The sequence below is a fragment of the Burkholderia sp. KCJ3K979 genome (assembly GCF_016759955.1).
Taxonomy (GTDB): domain Bacteria; phylum Pseudomonadota; class Gammaproteobacteria; order Burkholderiales; family Burkholderiaceae; genus Burkholderia; species Burkholderia orbicola.
In genome coordinates this window covers 53,205-70,404 of record NZ_JACFYV010000014.1, presented here as the reverse complement: position 1 = coordinate 70,404, position 17,200 = coordinate 53,205, and the positions used below count along the sequence as shown (strand labels likewise).

20 protein-coding genes and 1 pseudogene are annotated in these 17,200 nt (G+C 67.6%); 7 read left to right on the top strand and 14 right to left on the bottom strand.

Annotation, left to right across the window (positions count from 1 at the left end; genetic code table 11):
• The 3 genes and pseudogenes from H3O04_RS05865 to H3O04_RS05855 all read left to right on the top strand — a co-directional run.
• Positions 1-237: pseudogene (locus tag H3O04_RS05865) on the top strand (MFS transporter); the annotation flags it as partial.
• A 49-nt stretch (positions 238-286) separates the two neighbouring features.
• Positions 287-1,132, top strand: a complete 846-nt coding sequence (locus H3O04_RS05860) for a transketolase (RefSeq protein WP_006481216.1) — start codon at positions 287-289, stop codon at positions 1,130-1,132.
• Positions 1,129-2,127, top strand: a complete 999-nt coding sequence (locus tag H3O04_RS05855) for a transketolase family protein (protein WP_202587315.1) — start codon at positions 1,129-1,131, stop codon at positions 2,125-2,127. Before H3O04_RS05860 ends, H3O04_RS05855 begins: the two co-directional genes overlap by 4 nt.
• 131 nt (positions 2,128-2,258) lie before the next feature.
• Here H3O04_RS05855 and H3O04_RS05850 read toward each other — a convergent pair whose 3' ends face one another.
• The 14 genes from H3O04_RS05850 to H3O04_RS05785 all read right to left on the bottom strand — a co-directional run bounded on the left by H3O04_RS05850 (position 2,259) and on the right by H3O04_RS05785 (position 13,630).
• Positions 2,259-2,555: a hypothetical protein gene (locus tag H3O04_RS05850; protein ID WP_125381157.1), complete on the bottom strand. Its 297-nt coding sequence runs from the start codon at positions 2,553-2,555 to the stop codon at positions 2,259-2,261.
• A gap of 150 nt (positions 2,556-2,705) precedes the next feature.
• Positions 2,706-3,131 (bottom strand): Hsp20/alpha crystallin family protein, encoded by a 426-nt coding sequence (locus H3O04_RS05845; protein WP_034175601.1) that lies wholly within the window; start codon positions 3,129-3,131, stop codon positions 2,706-2,708.
• 36 nt (positions 3,132-3,167) lie between these two features.
• Positions 3,168-3,611, bottom strand: coding sequence for an Hsp20/alpha crystallin family protein (locus tag H3O04_RS05840; RefSeq protein WP_124591943.1), 444 nt, complete (start codon positions 3,609-3,611; stop codon positions 3,168-3,170).
• Positions 3,612-3,981: 370 nt separating this feature from the next.
• The gene (locus tag H3O04_RS05835; protein ID WP_202587314.1) at positions 3,982-4,176 is read right to left on the bottom strand and encodes a hypothetical protein; all 195 of its coding nucleotides are present in this window, start codon (positions 4,174-4,176) and stop codon (positions 3,982-3,984) included.
• 172 nt (positions 4,177-4,348) lie between these two features.
• Positions 4,349-5,365 (bottom strand): dTDP-glucose 4,6-dehydratase, encoded by a 1,017-nt coding sequence (gene rfbB, locus H3O04_RS05830; RefSeq protein WP_023474544.1) that lies wholly within the window; start codon positions 5,363-5,365, stop codon positions 4,349-4,351.
• The gene (rfbD, locus tag H3O04_RS05825; protein WP_034175476.1) at positions 5,362-6,246 is read right to left on the bottom strand and encodes a dTDP-4-dehydrorhamnose reductase; all 885 of its coding nucleotides are present in this window, start codon (positions 6,244-6,246) and stop codon (positions 5,362-5,364) included. Before rfbD ends, rfbB begins: the two co-directional genes overlap by 4 nt.
• Positions 6,246-6,824 (bottom strand): dTDP-4-dehydrorhamnose 3,5-epimerase, encoded by a 579-nt coding sequence (gene rfbC / locus H3O04_RS05820; RefSeq protein WP_202587313.1) that lies wholly within the window; start codon positions 6,822-6,824, stop codon positions 6,246-6,248. The genes rfbD and rfbC overlap by 1 nt, the downstream gene beginning before the upstream one ends.
• Positions 6,821-7,717 (bottom strand): glucose-1-phosphate thymidylyltransferase RfbA, encoded by an 897-nt coding sequence (gene rfbA, locus H3O04_RS05815; protein WP_027806311.1) that lies wholly within the window; start codon positions 7,715-7,717, stop codon positions 6,821-6,823. Before rfbA ends, rfbC begins: the two co-directional genes overlap by 4 nt.
• A 110-nt stretch (positions 7,718-7,827) precedes the next feature.
• The gene (locus tag H3O04_RS05810; protein WP_202587312.1) at positions 7,828-9,225 is read right to left on the bottom strand and encodes an MFS transporter; all 1,398 of its coding nucleotides are present in this window, start codon (positions 9,223-9,225) and stop codon (positions 7,828-7,830) included.
• Positions 9,222-9,941, bottom strand: coding sequence for an ABC transporter ATP-binding protein (locus H3O04_RS05805; RefSeq protein WP_011549810.1), 720 nt, complete (start codon positions 9,939-9,941; stop codon positions 9,222-9,224). Before H3O04_RS05805 ends, H3O04_RS05810 begins: the two co-directional genes overlap by 4 nt.
• Positions 9,938-10,723 (bottom strand): ABC transporter ATP-binding protein, encoded by a 786-nt coding sequence (locus tag H3O04_RS05800; protein ID WP_012336775.1) that lies wholly within the window; start codon positions 10,721-10,723, stop codon positions 9,938-9,940. The genes H3O04_RS05805 and H3O04_RS05800 overlap by 4 nt, the downstream gene beginning before the upstream one ends.
• Entirely contained in the window at positions 10,720-11,607 is an 888-nt protein-coding gene (locus H3O04_RS05795; protein WP_011549808.1) for a branched-chain amino acid ABC transporter permease, read from the bottom strand. The genes H3O04_RS05800 and H3O04_RS05795 overlap by 4 nt, the downstream gene beginning before the upstream one ends.
• Entirely contained in the window at positions 11,600-12,493 is an 894-nt protein-coding gene (locus H3O04_RS05790; protein ID WP_006481231.1) for a branched-chain amino acid ABC transporter permease, read from the bottom strand. Before H3O04_RS05790 ends, H3O04_RS05795 begins: the two co-directional genes overlap by 8 nt.
• Positions 12,494-12,529: 36 nt before the next feature.
• Complete coding sequence (locus H3O04_RS05785) at positions 12,530-13,630, bottom strand: ABC transporter substrate-binding protein (RefSeq protein WP_043886349.1); 1,101 nt, start codon at positions 13,628-13,630, stop codon at positions 12,530-12,532.
• 318 nt (positions 13,631-13,948) lie between these two features.
• Here H3O04_RS05785 and H3O04_RS05780 point away from each other — a divergent pair, with 318 nt between their 5' ends.
• From H3O04_RS05780 to H3O04_RS05765, 4 genes are all read left to right on the top strand, one after another.
• The gene (locus H3O04_RS05780; protein ID WP_012336771.1) at positions 13,949-14,299 is read left to right on the top strand and encodes a RidA family protein; all 351 of its coding nucleotides are present in this window, start codon (positions 13,949-13,951) and stop codon (positions 14,297-14,299) included.
• Between the two features lie 17 nt (positions 14,300-14,316).
• Entirely contained in the window at positions 14,317-15,561 is a 1,245-nt protein-coding gene (locus H3O04_RS05775; protein WP_237666190.1) for a D-amino acid dehydrogenase, read from the top strand.
• On the top strand, positions 15,558-16,373 hold the full coding sequence (locus tag H3O04_RS05770; protein ID WP_027810884.1) for a maleate cis-trans isomerase family protein: 816 nt from the start codon (positions 15,558-15,560) through the stop codon (positions 16,371-16,373). The genes H3O04_RS05775 and H3O04_RS05770 overlap by 4 nt, the downstream gene beginning before the upstream one ends.
• Before the next feature lie 90 nt (positions 16,374-16,463).
• A complete protein-coding gene (locus tag H3O04_RS05765) occupies positions 16,464-17,165 on the top strand; it encodes a GntR family transcriptional regulator (RefSeq protein WP_011549803.1) in 702 nt (233 codons plus the stop codon).
• Positions 17,166-17,200: the final 35 nt, after the last annotated feature.

Sequence of the window (17,200 nt, the reverse complement as noted above, 5' to 3'; positions counted from 1 at the left end):
GCGTCGTCGTCGCAGTTCTGGTCGCTGCCGACCGCGTTGCTGGGCGGGATGTCGGCGGCGGCGGGCATCGCCGCGGTCAACTGCTTCGCGAACCTCGCGGGCTTCTTCTCGCCGGCGATCGTCGGCTGGCTGAACGACCTGACCGGCAAGTCCACCGCAGGGCTCGTGTTCATCTCCGTCGCGATCACGGCCGGCGCGCTGCTGGTGTTCCTCGTGCCCCGATCCGTGAACCGCTGATCACCGCCGATTCATTTGCATTCCTTCCGACCCGATACTGGAGCGATCGATGGAAACCGAAACCATCCATGAAGCGGTCACGCTCGCCGAGCGCGCGTACCGCATCCGAAGAAACGCCGTGCTGATGGGCGAAGTGCAAGGGCAGGGCTATGTCGGCCAGGCGCTCGACATCGCCGACGTGCTGGCCGTCGCCTATTTCGGCGCGATGCGCTATCGCGCCGACGATCCCGACTGGGAAGGGCGCGACCGCTTCCTGCTGTCGAACGGGCACTATGCGATCGCGCTGTACGCGGCGCTGTTCGAAGCCGGCATCCTGCCGGCCGCGGAACTCGAAACCTACGGCAGCGACGACAGCCGCTTGCCGATGTCCGGCATGGCGAGCTACACGCCCGGCATGGAAATGTCCGGCGGCTCGCTCGGGCAGGGGCTGACGATCGCGGTCGGCCGGTGTCTCGGCCTGAAGCGCAAGGGCTCCGATGCGTTCGTCTATACGCTGTTCTCGGACGGCGAGCTCGACGAAGGCGCGATCTGGGAAGGGCTGATGTCGGCCGCGCACTGGAAGCTCGACAACCTGATCGCAATCGTCGACGTGAATAACCAGCAGGCCGACGGCCCGTCGACGCAGGTCATGGCGTTCGAGCCGCTGGTCGACAAGCTCGAGGCGTTCGGCTGGTACGTGCAACGGGTGGACGGCAACGACATCGACGCGGTGAAACGTGCGTTCGACGATGCGCGCCGGCACGACGCGCCGCAGCCGCGCATCATCGTCTGCGACACGAAGATGGGGTGCGGCGTGCCGTTTCTCGAAGCACGCGAGAAAAGCCATTTCATCCGGGTCGATGCGCACGAGTGGCAACTCGCGCTCGACGCACTCGAAGCAGGGAGACACGCATGAGCACCGCCGACAACAAGCCGCGCCTGAAGACCTCGGCGATGATCGCCTCCATCGCGGCCGAAGGGCAGGCAACCCGCTCCGCGCCGTTCGGCCATGCGTTGACCGAACTCGCGCGCACGAACGCCAACGTGATCGGGATGACGGCCGATCTCGGCAAGTACACCGACCTGCACATCTTCGCGAAGGCATTCCCGGAGCGGTACTACCAGATGGGCATGGCCGAACAGCTGCTGATGGGGGCCGCCGCCGGGTTCGCGCATGAAGGCGCGCAGCCGTTCGTCACGACCTATGCGGTGTTCGCGACGCGCCGCGCGTACGACTTCATTCACCAGGCGATCGCCGAGGACAATCTCGACGTGAAGCTGATCTGCGCATTGCCGGGGCTCACGACCGGCTATGGACCGAGCCACCAGGCCGCCGAGGATCTGGCGCTGATGCGCGCGATGCCGAACATGACCGTGATCGACCCGTGCGACGCGCTCGACATCGAACAGATGGTGCCGGCCATCGCCGCGCACAAGGGGCCGGTGTACGCGCGTCTGCTGCGCGGCAACGTGCCGGCCGTGCTCGACGAATACGATTACCGTTTCGAGCTCGGCAAGGCCAAGCTGCTGCGCGACGGCAACGACGTGCTGCTGATCTCGTCCGGGATCATGACGATGCGTGCGCTCGAGGTGGCGAAGGCGCTCGAAGCCGATCGGGTCGATGTCGCCGTGCTGCATGTGCCGACGATCAAGCCGCTCGATACGGCGACCCTGGTCCGCGAGGCCGCGCGAAAAGGGCGCATGGTCGTCGTCGCGGAGAACCATACGGTGATCGGCGGGCTCGGCGAAGCGGTCGCGACCGCGTTGCTCGGCGCCGGCGTCGCGGTGCCGTTCCGGCAGATCGCGCTGCCGGATGCGTACCTCGCCGCGGGCGCGCTGCCGACGTTGCACGAGCGGTACGGGATCTCGGCTAGCGCGATGTGCGCGAATATCCGGTCGTGGCTCGGGTGACGGTCACCGGGCCGTCAAATACCGGTGCGTGGCGGGTTGCGCGTCGGTGATCGACCCGGCTGCCCGCGCGCGGCGAGCCCATTCGCCTGGCGTGGCTGCCCGGCCGTCACCGATCGCAAGCGCGATCCAGGTCACGCTTGCCGTCGTGCGTGCGGTACGTCGCCCGAATCGCGGTGCGGCCCGGTGCGATTTCGTCTCACGTACCGGTCCGACACGACGGCCCGTCGCTGAATCCACGCAAGCGCGAGTTCGAGCGCCTGGTCACTTGCTTCGCGGGTATCGGCGAAGTCGCCGTCAACGCCGAGCGTCCGGGTTTCACCGTCGCGATCCGTGAGGATCGCCGCCGCCGAGTAGCGGCCCGTCTCCGTGTCGGTGACCACGGCCCGGACCGTATATCCGCCATGTTCGATCGTCCTGTTGGTATGCATCAGATGCCTCCTGCAGGGAAATGCGACATGTGTGACGACGCGGCGGCGCCGGCGCCGCCGCCGAAGCGGGGCGCCAGCACTTCACGCCGCGAGCGCAAGCCAAGCGGCGCGGACCGCGCCGGGTTGATGAAACGCTCCCAGCGCGTCCACTCACCCTGTCGTCACCGGGATCCGCCGCGGCTTCGCTTCTTCGCGTCGCGGGATGCTCAGTTTCAGCACGCCGTCGCGCAGTTGCGCGTCGATGCGCGACACGTCGAAATCCGGGCTCAGCGTGAATGCGCGCGAGAAGTGCGGATGCTGCACTTCGCCATGCTGCAGACGCAGGCCCGGTGGCGTCGGAATGACGGCCTCCGCTTCGATGGCGAGGCTGCCGTCGTGCACGCGGACGTCGAGCTTGTCGCGCGGCACGCCCGGCAGGTCCGCGTACAACGTGATGCCGTGCGCATCCTCGACGATGTCGACGGCCGGCGCAATCCGCGTGCGCGGCGTGTCGCGCTGAGCCGCTTCTCGGTTCGTCACGGCCGTTCGCGTCTCGGCCGGACGGGTGGTCAGTTCGGTCGTGTTCGTGTCACTCATGATGTCCTCCGTCATGCGTTCGTGACGTCGTGCTGTTTACTGGACGGTAATCGCCCGCGGCTTCGAGGCTTCCGACTTGCCGACGCTGATCGTCAGGCAGCCGTTCGTATAGCGGGCCTCGATCTTGTCGGGGTCCGCATGCTGCGGCAGCTCGACCACGCGGCGGAACGCGCCCATGAACCGCTCGTTCGCGTAGATGCGCCGCTCGTCGTCGGTCGTGCCGTCGTCCGGGGTTGTGCGCTCGCCGCTGATCGTCAGCAGCCGGCGATCGACGGAGATGTCGATCTTCGCGGGGTCGAGACCCGGCGCGAACGCGACGATCTCGATCGTGTCGTCGGTGCTGCCGATATTGACCGGTGGAAACGTACCGGGCCGCGGGGCGCGCAGACTGGCCGGAAAGCCCGTGAACACGCTGGCCATCTGCCGTTGCAGGCGGTCGAATTCCGCCAGCAGATCGGTGGGGAAGAAGATATCGCTCATGATTGGCTCCTGTTGCCCCTGTGCGAAGGGACGAACCGGACCACGCGCTCCAGTTCGTCCATCCGCGACAGGGTCGCTGACTAACAAATCGAAACACGCAGCGCGTCAACCGCGACTGCCTTGAGCGATACCTAAAATAGGATACGTCGAGTGAATTTCAAGGGGGAGGGCGACGGCATTCTGTCGATACGTGCGGGTGCCCTGCAGGAGACTCATCGTCGGGACGTCGGCATGATCGGCGTCGCGATGGCGGGGGCCGACATGTCCGGCGCTGCGCGGATCAAAGCACGGCGATAGAAGGCGGAATTTGCAACGGCACGCTGGAAAAGACGCGGCGGCGTACCTGCGCCGTCGCGTCGCGTCCATCGGTTCAGCGCGACGGCCCGGACGGCGGCTTCACTTCGGACAAGTCGTCCTCGCGAACCTCGGCCTGACGCACCGTGGTGCCGTCGTCGCCGGTTTCCGAAATATCGGTTTCGAAGGTCTGCTGCTGCCCATCGTCGCGTTTCTCCGCGGGCTTCTCGTTACCTGTCTGCTTGTCTGCCTGGGGCTGTCGGCGTGTCATCTTGCTCTCCTTGGTCGCAACCTGGGATGTTGCGCACGTTGCAGGTGAGCAAGGCGCGGGCCGCGCAAAGCTTTCAAACAGAAAGGTTTGCGCGATACCGTCAGCAACCACGGCTTGGCGATTGACCTCGGCCCTCGGCACGGCGCGACATACACCGGCCGAGCGCAGCCGCCTATAGATACCAATCCAGCGTCTTCACGATCCCCGTTTCGAAGCTCTCCGCCGGTCGCCATTGCAGTTCGCGAGCGAGCTTGCCCGCATCGATCGCATACCGCCGGTCATGACCGGCGCGATCGGTGACGAACCGGACGAGCCGCGCATGCGGCGCGTGTTCGGGCCGTCGCGCGTCGAGCAGCGTACAGATCAGCGCGACGATGTCGACATTGCGCCATTCGTTGCAGCCGCCGACGGTGTAGGTTTCGCCGATCGTCCCGCGCCGGATGACCGCATCGATCGCGCGGCAATGGTCGTCGACGTACAGCCAGTCGCGTACGTTCGCGCCGTCGCCGTACACGGGGATGTCGGTGCCTTCGACGCAATGACGGATCACGGTCGGAATGAACTTTTCGCCGTGCTGGCGCGGCCCGTAATTGTTCGAGCAGTTCGTCGTGGTGACGGGCAAGCCGTACGTATGGAAATACGCTCGCACGAGGTGATCCGAGCTTGCCTTGGTGGCCGAGTACGGAGAATTCGGCGCATACGGCGTCGTTTCGCAAAACGGCGGGTCGTCGGGGCCCAGCGAACCGTACACCTCGTCGGTGCCGATATGGTGAAAGCGCCGTCGCGCGAGGGCGTCGGCCCGGCCGAGTTTCTGATCGTTCAGCCAGATCTGGCGGCACGCATCGAGCAGCGTCCAGGTGCCGAGCACGTTCGTGCGGACAAATTCGCCGGGACCGTCGATCGAGCGGTCGACGTGGCTTTCGGCCGCGAAGTGGACCACGGTGTCGATCGCATGGTCGCGCAGTAGCGACTCGACGAGCGGTCGGTCGCAGATGTCGCCGAGGACGAAGCGATGCCGATCGGCGCCCGGCAGGTCGTCGCCGAGATTGTCGAGGCTGCCTGCATAGGTCAGCAGATCGAGCGTGACGACGCTGATCTGCGGGTCGCTTTCGAGCAGGTGACGCACAAAATTGGCGCCGATGAAACCGGCGCCGCCCGTCACGAGAACATGTTTCGGTCGATAGCTCATGGGTTTCGCTTCCAGGTGGCAAACACGTCGGTGAGACCCGCGATCCACGAAGGCGATTCGACCCCGAAGTGTTCTCGCAGGAGGCTGCAGTCGAGCGCGGAATTCGCCGGTCTCGGCGCAGGCAACGGATAGGCGTCGGTCCGGATCGGCCGGACCCACGGCACGCGGTCGATGAGGCCGGTGCGCCGCGCCTCGGTGAAGATCGTTTCGGCGAAGCCGTGCCACGTGGTCACGGGCGTGCCGCACAGGTGATAGGTGCCCCAGCGCAGCGCTTCACCGGCCCGGTAGCGCGCCGCGATCGTCAGCAGCGCGTCGGCGATCGCGCCGGCATGCGTCGGGCCGCCGTACTGATCGGCGACGACGCCGACGACCTCGCGCTCGCGCGCCAGGCGCAGCATGGTGCGTACGAAATTGCTGCCGTGCGCGCCGAATACCCAGGCGACGCGCAGAATCAGATGACGGTCGGGCAGTCGCTCGCGCACCGCTTCCTCGCCCGCGAGCTTGCTCCGGCCGTATACGCCGAGCGGCGCGACGGCGGCGGTTTCCGCATACGGGCCGGGCAGGCGGCCGTCGAACACGTAGTCGGTCGACAGATGGAGCAACGGAATGCCGCGCGCGGCGCACGCGTCGGCCAGCACGGCCGGCCCGTCGCGGTTCGCCCGCCACGCGGCGTCGGGCTCGGCCTCCGCGCGGTCGACGGCGGTCCATCCGGCGGCATTGATCACGAGCGTGGCGCGCTGTTCGTCGAGCGCGCGGCGCACCGCGTCTGCGTCGGCGATGTCGAGCGCGGCGCGCGACAGCCCGACGAGCGGCTGCTCGCCTGCGCGCAGCACGAGTTCGCGGCCGACCTGGCCGAGCGCGCCGGTCACGACGATCGTCATCACGCGCTCCCGTAGGCTGGCAACATCGCCGGCGCGCCGGCGGCCAATTCGGCGAGCGGGGGTTGCCGCCGATCCTTGTCCGACAACTGATACGGCGCGCCGGGATCGGGCCAGTCGATGCCGATCTCCGGATCGTCCCAGCGCACGCCCGCATCCGAATCGGGATCGTAGTACTGCGTGCACTTGTACGCGAAATCGGCCTCGTCGGACAACACGCAAAAGCCGTGCGCGAAGCCGGGCGGAATCCATAGCATGCGGTGCGATACGTCGTCGAGCTGCGCACCGAACCAGCAGCCGAAGAACGGCGAGCCATGCCGGATGTCGACGGCGACGTCGTAGACCGCGCCGCGCGCGGCGTGGACCAATTTGCCTTGCGGATTCACCCGCTGGTAGTGCAGCCCGCGCAGCACGCCGCGACGCGAGCGCGACTGGTTGTCCTGGATGAAGGTCGCGTCGACGCCTGCGTCGCGCAACCAGCTTGCCCGGAAGCTTTCGACGAAAAAGCCGCGCGCATCGCCGAACACGCCGGGCTCGATCAGCAGCACGCCGGGCAACGGCGTTTCGATCACTCGTGTCATGCCGCGACCTCCTTGCTCAGCAGATCGAGCAGATAGCGGCCGTAACCGCTTTTCGCGAGCTTGTGGGCGAGCGTTTCGAGCTGCTCCGCATCGATCCAGCCGAGCCGGTACGCGATTTCCTCGGGACACGCGATCTGCAGGCCCTGCCGCGCCTGCATCACCTGGATGAAATTCGCCGCGTCGAGCAGCGATTCGTGCGTGCCGGTGTCGAGCCATGCGTAGCCGCGCCCGAGTAGCTCGACGTTCAGTGCACCGCGCGCGAGATACGCGAGGTTCAGGTCGGTGATTTCCAGCTCGCCGCGCGCGGACGGGCGCACGGCCTTCGCCAGTTCGACGACGTCGTTGTCGTAGAAATAGAGGCCGGTGACCGCGTAGTTCGACTTCGGCTCGCGCGGTTTCTCCTCGAGGTCGATCGCGCGGCCATCCGCATCGAACGACACGACGCCGTAGCGCTCCGGATCGCGCACGTAGTAGCCGAACACGGTCGCGCCGGCGGTCCGTGCGGCGGCTTGCTGCAGCAGCGACGACAGCGCGGGCCCGTGATAGATGTTGTCGCCGAGCACGAGCGTCGCCGCGTCGCGACCGATGAACGGCGCGCCGATCACGAACGCCTGGGCAAGCCCGTCGGGGCTCGGCTGCACCGCATACGAAAAGCTCATGCCCCACTGGCTGCCGTCGCCGAGCAGTTGCTGGAACGCGTCGAGATCACGCGGCGTCGAGATGATCAGCACGTCGCGGATGCCCGACAGCATGATCGTGCTGAGCGGGTAATAGATCATCGGTTTGTCGTACACCGGCATCAACTGCTTCGATACCGAATGCGTGAGCGGATGGAGCCGGGTGCCCGAGCCGCCCGCCAGAATCAGTCCTTTACGGCCAATCGCTGTTTGCATGAGGTCCCTCGCTGCAAGAGGAAAAATGCGTGCGTGATACGCGGAATACACCGAATGCGCCGATTGCGCCCGATTGCGCCCGATTGCCGGCGATACCCGTGCGCGCCCGGCTATGACTGCTCGGCAGGCCCGGCGTGAATCGCACGAAACACGATCGCGAAGCCGAGCGCGTACAGCGCGGCGATCACCGCGAAGCCGACGGCCGTCGCGCGGTCCGGATCGTCAACCACGTGCAGGATCACCGACGCGATCGCGATGCCGACGAGCGAGCCGATCTGCCGGCTCGCGTTCAGCGACGCGGCGGCGAGATTCGCATCCGCCGCATCGGCCGACTGCATCACGACGAGATTCATCGCCGGAATGGCCTGACCGGCGCCGAAGTTGGCGAGGCCGACCGCCAGCGCCAGCACCGGATACGGCATCGCCGCGACGCCGACGAGCGCCACGCTGCCGAGCGCGGCGAGCGCGAGCCCGGTGAGCAGCGTGCGGCGCGCGCCGAGCCGGGCGCTGACCTTCGCGGACGCGAGATTGCCGATGCCGAACATCGCCATCAGCGGAAACAGCTCGAATCCGGCGACGAGCGCGCTCGCGCCGCGGACGTTCTGCAAATAGAGGCTCAACAAGAAGATCTCGGCGAGAATGCCGAAGTTGATCGCGAGGCCCAGCGTGCTGCCCGCGACGAAGCGCCGGTTCGCGAGCAGCGCCGGCGACAGGATGCGCGAGGTCGCGTAGCGCTCGCGTAACGCGAATGCCGCGGTGGCGGCCAACGTCACGGCCACGCCGGCGAGGATCGACGGCGAACGCCAGCCGGCGCTGGGCCCTTCGATCAGCGTGAAGCTCAGCGCGGCGAGCGCGAGTGCGCCGAACAGATGGCCGAGCGCGTTCAACGGGCCCGGATGACGCGGCGCCCGCGCGATATGCCGGTACGTGAGCCACAGGCCGGCCGCCCCGACCGGCAGGTTCACCCAGAAGATGCCGCGCCAGCCGATCGCGTCGACCAGCACGCCGCCGACGCAGGGCCCGAGCGCCATCGCGGCCGACACCAGCGCGCCCCAGATGCCGATCATCCGCGTGCGCATCGGCCCCGGCGGGAACGCGAGCGTGAGCAGGCTCAGCGAACTCGGCATGAATAGCGCCGCGCCGACACCCTGGGCGAGGCGCGCCGCGACCAGTGCGCCGCTGGACTGCGCGGCCGCGCACAGCACCGACGCGCCGACGAACAGCGCGAGCCCGGCGACGTAGACGGCTTTCGACCCGTAGCGGTTCGCGAGCGCGCCGCCGAGCAGCAGCAGCGCCGCGAAGCTGAGCGTGTACGCATCGACGACCCACACCAGCGCGGTCAGCGACATCGACAGGCTGGTTTCCATGGCCTTCAGCGCGACGTTGACGATCGTCACGTCGAGCATGGCCATCACGAAGCCGCACGCGAGCGCGACCATCACGAGCACGGGGCGCGCCGCCGCGGAGGCGTATGCGCCGGCGGCCGGCGCGGCACGCCCGCCGCTCATGCGGCCCTCCCGCCGAGGTACAGGCGCCGCATCTCGTCGCTGTCGAGCAACTCGGCAGCGGAGCCTTCGAGCGCGACGCGCCCCATCGTCAGCACGATGCCGCGATCCGCGATGCGCAGCGCCTCGATCGCATTCTGCTCGACCATCAGCACGGCGATATGCTCGGTGTCGCGCATCCGGACGATCGCGTCGAACACCTCGTCGACCATCTTCGGCGACAGCCCCGCCGACGGCTCGTCGAGCAGCAGCAACACCGGGCGCGGCATCAGCGCGCGGGCGAGCGACACGATTTGCCGCTCGCCGCCGGACAACGCGCCCGCCAGCGACCGGTGGCGACGCCGCAGCACCGGGTACTGCTCGCACAGCTCGTCGATGCGCGCCTCGCGCGGAAACGCCGACATCGACTGGCCGCCGAGCATCAGGTTCTCCCGCACGGTCAGCGACGCGAACACGTTGTCGGTCTGCGGCACGAAGCCGATGCCGTACTCGCGGATCTTGCGGTGGACCGGCACGCGCGCCACGTCCGTGCCCTGGATCGTCACGCTGCCGGCGCGCGGCAGCACGAAGCCCGCGATCGCCTTCAGCAGCGTCGATTTTCCGCAGCCGTTCGGGCCGAGGATCGTCACGATGTCGATCGCGCCGACCGTGAGCGACACGCCGTGCAGGATGTCGACTTCGGGCGTGTAGCCGGCGACGAGTTCGCGCACGTCGATCATGACGCCTCCAGCGGGCGAGGGGCGGCATGGGCGCGCCCGAGATACGCATCGAGTACGCGACGGTTGCGCTCCAGCTCGGCCGGGCGGCAGTTCGCGATCGTCACGCCGCGGTCCAGCACGACACAGCGGTCGCACAGCTCGCGGATGAAATGCATGTCGTGCTCGATGACGACCAGCGTGACGCCCTGTTCGCGAATCCGTTGCAGCGCGTCGATCAATTCGCCGCGCAGGTTCGGGTGCACGCCGGCGGTCGGCTCGTCGAGCAACAGCAGCTTGGGCTCGGTCATCATCGCGCACGCGATGCCCAGCAGCTTCTTCTGGCCGCCGGAGATCGACGCGGCGGAAAGGTGCGCGACGCCCGACAGTTTCAGCTCGTCCAGCAGCGCGGCGGCCCGTGCACGGGTATCGGCATCGAGCGCGCGCGTCGCCCGGCCGCGCCAGAGGGCGGCGGCGATGCCGTGGCGCGCGGACGAAGCCGCCATCGCGAGTTCGAGCACCGACATGCGCGCGGGCATCGACGGCAACTGGAACGTGCGGCGCACCCCCAGCCGGGCGATCCGGTGCGGCGACAGCGCGTCGATCCGCTGGCCGTCGAAGCGGATCGCGCCCGCCGCGAGCGGCGCGAAGCCGGTGATCGCGTTGAGCGCGGTGCTCTTGCCGGAGCCGTTCGGGCCGAGCAGTCCGACGATCTCGCCGCCGTCGACCGACAGCGTGACGCCGGACAGGACGACGTTCTCGCCGTAGCGGATCGTCACGCCGTCGAGATCGAGCAGCGCGCTCATGGCCGCACCTCCAGGCGTTCCGGCACGAGCCCGTGCGGGCGCCAGAGCACGCACGCGAGCAGCATCAGGCCGACGAGACCCAGCCGCACCGCGCCGGTCAGGTCGCTGCCGACCCCGAGCCAGTCCTTGAGAAACGGCGCCAGCGCGTAGACGGCCTGCACGATCAGCGTGCCGACCAGCACGCCCACGTGGCTGCCGAGGCCGCCGACCATCACGACGGTCCAGAGCGCGAAGGTCTCGGACGCGATCATCGCGTCCGGCCCGACATAGCCGATGTACCACGCGGCGAGCGCCCCCGCGAGCGCGGCGGGAAGCGCCCCCGCGATGCTCGCGCGCGTCTTCAGCGCGAGCGGATCGTAGCCGAAGCAGACGGCGAGCGCGGGCTCTTCGCGCATCACCTTCAGCGCCCGGCCGAAGCGGCTCGCGGTCAGGCGCCGGTAGGTCGCGTAGGTAAGCGCGAGGCAGCCGGCCGTGACCGCGAGAAAGGCGAGGTCGGCCCACGGCGCCCGCAGCCCGGGGAACAGCGGCGCGATGCCGCCGATGCCTTGCGCGCCGCCGGTCAGCCAGCTTTCGTTGAGCGCGATCGTGCGCAGGATCTCGGCGATCGCGAGCGTCGCGATCCCCCAGTAGTCGGCGGAGAGCTGTCGCCCGAGCCGTGCGACGACGATCGCCAGCGCCCCCGCGGCGGCCAGCGCGAGCGCCAGCGCCGAAGGCAACGGCCAGCCGAGCTGCGACGCGATGCCGGCCGCGTACGCGCCGAGCCCGCTGAACGCAATGAAGCCGAAATTGACGAGCCCCGCATAGCCGGCCTGCAGGTTCAGCCCGAGCGCCATCGTCGCGTACAGGCAGCCGACGGTCAGCAGATGGATGACGAAGCTAGACACGTCGTACCTCCCGATCGAAGATGCCGTAGGGCCGGAAGATCAGGGCGACGAGCAGGATCGCGAACGACACCGCGCCGACGTACTCGACCGGAAAGAACTGCATCGGCCGGTCGACGAGCCCGCCGAAATCGACGTTCAACGCGACGGTTTCGGCCACCGCGATCAGCAGCGCACCGGCTGCCGCCCCGAGCGGATTGCCGAGGCCGCCCAGGATCGCCGCGGAAAACACCGGGATCAGCAGCCCGTAGCCGAGATTCACGTGCACGCTCTCGGTGGCGCCGAGCATCGTGCCGCCGAGCGCCGCCAGCACGCCGCTCGCGAACGTGATCACGTTGGTCACGCGGGTCGCGTCGATGCCGGTCGCGAGCGCCAGTGCGCGATTCGATGCGAGCGCGCGCATCGCCCGGCCGAGGCCGGTGCGGTACAGCAGTGCCGCGAATATCGCGAGCGCGCCGGCGCCGCATGCGATCGAGCCCAACTGCGGCACGGACAGCGCGACGCCGGCGATCACCATCGGCGGATGCACGTCCTGCGCATACTGCTGCGGCCGTGAACCGGCGACGCCGAGCACCAGCGCGACCGCGAGCATCGAGATCGCGAGCGAGCCGATCATCGCCACCGCGCTGCCGGAGCGCAGCAGTCTCGCGAACACGAACAGGTTCAGCAGCGTCGCGGCCGTGCCGACCAGCACGCAGGACACGACCGTCGCGAGGGCGAACGGCATCCCTGCGCGCTCCAGCCAGAGCGTCGCGAATGCGCCGAGCATCGCGTACTGGACATGCGCGATGTTGGGAAAGCGGATCAGCGAATAGAGCGTCGACAGGCCGACCGACACCAGCAGCAGATCGGCGGTGCGGATCAATACGTCGACAATGAATGACAGCATGGCGAGGTCCTCGGGTTTATCCAGGCGGGCGGTCGCTCACTGCTGCGCGACGACCGATTGGCGGTAGATCACCTTCTCGTAGGGCTGGACTTCCCGCTGGCCGTCGGCATCGAACGCGATCGCGCCGGTCACGCCGGTATACGACTTGCCCAATGCCGCGAGCGCCGTGCGAATCTTCGCCGGTTCGATGGATTGCGCGCGGCCGATCGCGGCGGCGGACAACAGCGTCGCGTCGTACGCATAGCTGCCGAACGCCGAGCGCGGGGCCTCGTTGTACGCGGCCTGATAGGCGCTCGCATACGCTTTCGCGCCCGCGCCAAGCGCGGCGACCTCGAGGCCGATCTGGCCTTGCGCGATCTGCGCGGGCGTGTCGCTCGTGCACATCGTCAGATAGATGCCGTACCACGGATGCTGGTTGAGCCGCATCTCGAACGCCTGACGGTTCAGCGTCGCGGCTTCCTGGCCATAGGCGCTGTAGACGTACGCGTCAGGCTGCGCGCGCGACGCCTGCTCCAGCTCGCGGCGATAGGTCGACTGCCCTTCCGTGTAGAGCACCGTCGACACCACCGTGCCGCCGAGCGCCTCGAAACGCTTCCTGAATTCGCCCGCGATGCCCTGGCCATAGCCGTTGTTCGGCGCGATCAGTGCGATGCGGCGCAGCTTGCGGGCATACACGTCCTGCGCGGCGAAGCGCGCGGACAGGTCGTCCAGCCCGATCACGCTGAACGAGCCCGCGCCGATCTTGCGCACTTGCTGACTCGACGAGCCGATGTTGATGTGCACGTCGCCCTGACGCACCAGGAACTGCCCGACCGGAATCGTCACCGACGACGAGAATTCGCCGAGCACGACCGGCACGTGCTCGACGGTCGCGAGCTTGCGTGCGGCGTCGAGCGCGGTATTGGCCGAGCCGCCCGAATCCTCGATGCGCACGGCGAGCTTCTGGCCCAGCACGCCGCCTTTCGCATTGATCTGCGCGACGGCGAGCTCGATGCCGCGGCGCTGGTCTTCGCCGATCGACGCACTCGCGCCGGTCAGCGGCAGCACCGCGCCCACGCTGACGTCGGCATGCGCAGCGCCCGACGCAACCGCACCGAGCGCGATCCAGATACCGACACTCCACTGACTTGCCTTCATCTTCGTTCTCCCGTCGCATGGTCGGCCGCACGGCTGGCGGCATGGTTTGATATACAGAAGTGTCGACAGAATCACAGATCAAAAATCGTTTGCAAATAAATTTTCGAGTGGCTGCGAAGAATCGCAAAAGCCCTGTGAATGACAGAAAAATTGCCCTGTTTTCACGCATTTATGCACGCAGATAAAGATCGCGAATAGCCGTGGTGCACGCGCGCTCCAATGTGGAGCAATCGAGAATATTTCTGAAAAAAGTGTATACAGATGTGAATTGCAGTGCTTAAATCTGCCCAACTCGATACGGCCTCGGAGGGCAGTCAGATGGTGGAGATCAAGCGATACGGCGTAGGTGAACGGATGAGCCAGCTGGTGGTCGCGGGCGGACTGGCTTTCGTCGCGGGCCAGGTGGCGGACGACACGTCGCTCGACGTGGCCGGACAGACCCGTCAGATTCTCGACAAGATCGACCGGCTGCTCGAAGGCGTAGGGCTCGACAAGCGCCGGATCGTATCCGCGAGCATCTGGCTGGCCGACTATCGCAGCTTCGCCGAGATGAACAGTGTGTGGGACGCGTGGGTGCCGCAGGGCGACGCACCGGCACGCGCGTGCGTCGAATCGAAGCTCGCGTTTCCCCAGTACACGGTCGAGATCGCGGCGATTGCCGCGAGCTAGTACAGGAGAACCGGACGATGAAGACGATCGTGCTCGGCGGCGGCATCGTCGGCGTGACCACTGCATATTTTCTCGCGAAGGCCGGCGACGAGGTGACGGTGATCGAGCGTCGCGACGGCGTCGCGCTCGAAACCAGCTTCGCGAATGCGGGGTTGATCGCGCCTGGCCATTCGTATACCTGGGCGTCGCCGCGCGCGCCGAAGATCCTCTTCAAGTCGCTGTTCGCCGACGGCCAGGCGCTGCGGCTCAAATGGACGCCCGACTGGCGCATGTGGGCCTGGTGCGCGCTGTTCCTACAGAACTGCACGGCCGAGCGCTCGCGACGCAACACGTCGATCAAGGTGCGGCTGTGCCGTTATGCGCAGCAGCGGCTTCAGCAGGCGACGCGCGACGAGCTGCTCGAGTACGACCGCACGAGCGGCGGGCTGTTGTACCTGTATCGCGATCCGGCGTCGTTCGAGCGCGGCGTCGCGAACATGCGGATTCTGACCGACAACGGTCTGCCGCTCGACATCCTGGATGCGCGGGCCACCGTCGAACGCGAGCCGGCGCTGCGCCACGCGGCGGCCGGGATCGCGGGTGCGATCCATTGCCCGAGCGACGAGAGCGGCGACGCGCATCTGTTCACCCGTGCGCTCGCCGAGCGCTGTCGTGCGCTCGGCGTCGAATTTCGCTTCGGCACGTCGATCGACGGCGTGCGCGCGAGCGCCGACGCGATCGACTACGTCGAAACATCGCAGGGTCGCGTGAGCGGCGATCGTTACGTGCTCGCGCTCGGCGTGTATTCGCCGGGCGTCGCGCGCGCGCTCGGCTACCGGCTGCCGATCTATCCGGTCAAGGGGTACTCGGTCACGCTGCCGATCGGCGACACGCACGAGCCGCCGGCGCTCGGCGGCGTCGAGGAGAACCAGCTCGTCGCCTGGGCGCGCTTCGGCGACCGGCTGCGGCTGACCGCGACCGCCGAATTCAGCGGCTACGACACCACGCATTCGCCGGGCGATTTCGCGCACATGCTCGCGACCGCGCGGGCACTGTTCCCGAACGGCGCCGACTACGCGAAGCCGTCGTACTGGGCGGGGCTGCGGCCGATGACGCCGGAGGGTACGCCGATCATCGGTGCATCCCGGCACCGCAACCTGTTTTTCAACACCGGCCACGGCCATATGGGCTGGACCATGTCGTGCGGCACCGCGAAGATCGTGGCGGATCTGATCCACGGCAAGCGGCCCGACATCGACATCACCGGGATGACCCTGCAATGAGCGAACTTCTCTCTACCCCCCAGACGTCCGATCCGGGCGTCGGCGCCGGCCCGGCGCGCGATGCGTACGCCCGCTTCGATTTCTCGCTCGACGCCGGCATCGCGCGGCGCGCGGCGATCGGCCTCGTCGTGCTGGCGACCGATCATACGATCGAATACGAGTGGCGACGTCTGCTCGCCATCGATGGCGTCGCGTTCTACGAAAGCCGGATCGCGAATTCGGCCGAAATCACGGCCGAAACGCTCGCGCGGATGGACGGCGGCATCTGCGCGGCGGTCGAGTTGATCCGGCCGGGCGAGCGCCTCGACGTCGTGGCGTTCGGCTGCACGTCGGCGTCGATGGTGCTCGGCGAGGAGCGTGTGTTCGAGCGCATTCGCGAGGCGCGGCCCGGCGTCGCGTGCACCACGCCGATTACCGCGGCACGCGTCGCGCTGACGGCGCTCGGTGCGCGCGGCGTCGCACTGCTGACGCCGTACGAGCGCGCGATCAACGATGCGATGGCCGCGTACCTGCGTGCGCGCGGCGTCGATATCGTGCGGGTGGGCTCGTTCGAGCACCGCGACGACAACGAGGTCGCCCGGATCGAGCGCGCGTCGATCGAGCACGCGGTGTTGACGCTCGCCGCCGATCCGGCCGTCGATGCGGTATTCGTGTCGTGCACGAGCCTGCGCATCGTCGATGCGCTGGCCGACATCGAGGCGCGGGCGGGCAAACCCGTGCTGTCGAGCAATCACGCGCTCGCATGGCACGCGCTGCGGCTCGCGGGCATCGACGACCCCGTGCCGGGCTTCGGCAGCCTGCTGATGCGCTGATCCATGGCTCGTGCAGGTAAAAAGACGCGCGCGGGCAAATTGCCGATGGATAATGACGCGCGGTGACAACAGGTGGAACCAGGAGACGAGATGTCGACTTCCGTTATGGCTGGCCGGGAGACCGCGGCGCCCACGCGCACGGGCCTCACGGTCAACGAGATTTACGAGCAGTTGAAACAGATGGCCGTGCTGTACGAGATCCGGCCGGGCGAACGGTTCAACGAGCTGGAGCTTGCCGAGCGCTTCAACGTCAGTCGTACGCCGATTCGCGAGGCGCTGAACCGGCTCGTTGCCGAGAATTTGCTGGTGTTCGTGCCGAACCGCGGTTTCTTCATTCGGGAACTGGAGGGGAAGGATGTGTTCGATCTGTTCGAATTGCGTCGCTCGATCGAGACGACCGCGGTGATGCTCGCGTGCGAGCGTGCGTCGGACAACGACATCAAGGCGCTGCGTCGCTTCTGGAAGCAGGTGATGAAGAATGCCGCGCGGATGTCGTCGGCCGAGCTGGTCGTCAAGGACGAGCAGTTTCACCTGGAGCTCGCCGCGTTGTCGGGCAATGCCGAGATCGGCCGGGTGCTGCAAGGGATCAACGCGCGGATTCACTACGTGCGCTGGGTCGACGTCGATCAGCGACGCAACGAGGCGTTTACCGAGCATCTCGAGATTCTCGATGCGCTCGCCGAACGCGACGCGGCGCGCTGCACAACGCTGACGGACACGCATATCCGCTGGCGGATGGAAGAGATCACGCGCGTCGTCCAGGCGAGCGTCGTCAAGCTGTACGCAAAATAAGGAAAGACCGGCTGCGGCGCGTGCGACGCTCGCGT

Coding starts and splice junctions, on each gene's coding strand:
- rfbC (WP_202587313.1), bottom strand. CDS start 6,824: ATGACACGAGTGATCGAAACGCCGTTGCCCGGCGTGCTGCTGATCGAG.
- H3O04_RS05845 (WP_034175601.1), bottom strand. CDS start 3,131: ATGAGTGACACGAACACGACCGAACTGACCACCCGTCCGGCCGAGACG.
- H3O04_RS05810 (WP_202587312.1), bottom strand. CDS start 9,225: ATGAGCGGCGGGCGTGCCGCGCCGGCCGCCGGCGCATACGCCTCCGCG.
- H3O04_RS05765 (WP_011549803.1), top strand. CDS start 16,464: ATGTCGACTTCCGTTATGGCTGGCCGGGAGACCGCGGCGCCCACGCGC.
- H3O04_RS05780 (WP_012336771.1), top strand. CDS start 13,949: ATGGTGGAGATCAAGCGATACGGCGTAGGTGAACGGATGAGCCAGCTG.
- H3O04_RS05855 (WP_202587315.1), top strand. CDS start 1,129: ATGAGCACCGCCGACAACAAGCCGCGCCTGAAGACCTCGGCGATGATC.
- rfbD (WP_034175476.1), bottom strand. CDS start 6,246: ATGACGATCGTCGTGACCGGCGCGCTCGGCCAGGTCGGCCGCGAACTC.
- rfbB (WP_023474544.1), bottom strand. CDS start 5,365: ATGAGCTATCGACCGAAACATGTTCTCGTGACGGGCGGCGCCGGTTTC.
- H3O04_RS05860 (WP_006481216.1), top strand. CDS start 287: ATGGAAACCGAAACCATCCATGAAGCGGTCACGCTCGCCGAGCGCGCG.
- H3O04_RS05850 (WP_125381157.1), bottom strand. CDS start 2,555: ATGCATACCAACAGGACGATCGAACATGGCGGATATACGGTCCGGGCC.
- H3O04_RS05770 (WP_027810884.1), top strand. CDS start 15,558: ATGAGCGAACTTCTCTCTACCCCCCAGACGTCCGATCCGGGCGTCGGC.
- H3O04_RS05840 (WP_124591943.1), bottom strand. CDS start 3,611: ATGAGCGATATCTTCTTCCCCACCGATCTGCTGGCGGAATTCGACCGC.
- H3O04_RS05805 (WP_011549810.1), bottom strand. CDS start 9,941: ATGATCGACGTGCGCGAACTCGTCGCCGGCTACACGCCCGAAGTCGAC.
- rfbA (WP_027806311.1), bottom strand. CDS start 7,717: ATGCAAACAGCGATTGGCCGTAAAGGACTGATTCTGGCGGGCGGCTCG.
- H3O04_RS05775 (WP_237666190.1), top strand. CDS start 14,317: ATGAAGACGATCGTGCTCGGCGGCGGCATCGTCGGCGTGACCACTGCA.
- H3O04_RS05835 (WP_202587314.1), bottom strand. CDS start 4,176: ATGACACGCCGACAGCCCCAGGCAGACAAGCAGACAGGTAACGAGAAG.
- H3O04_RS05790 (WP_006481231.1), bottom strand. CDS start 12,493: ATGCTGTCATTCATTGTCGACGTATTGATCCGCACCGCCGATCTGCTG.
- H3O04_RS05800 (WP_012336775.1), bottom strand. CDS start 10,723: ATGAGCGCGCTGCTCGATCTCGACGGCGTGACGATCCGCTACGGCGAG.
- H3O04_RS05785 (WP_043886349.1), bottom strand. CDS start 13,630: ATGAAGGCAAGTCAGTGGAGTGTCGGTATCTGGATCGCGCTCGGTGCG.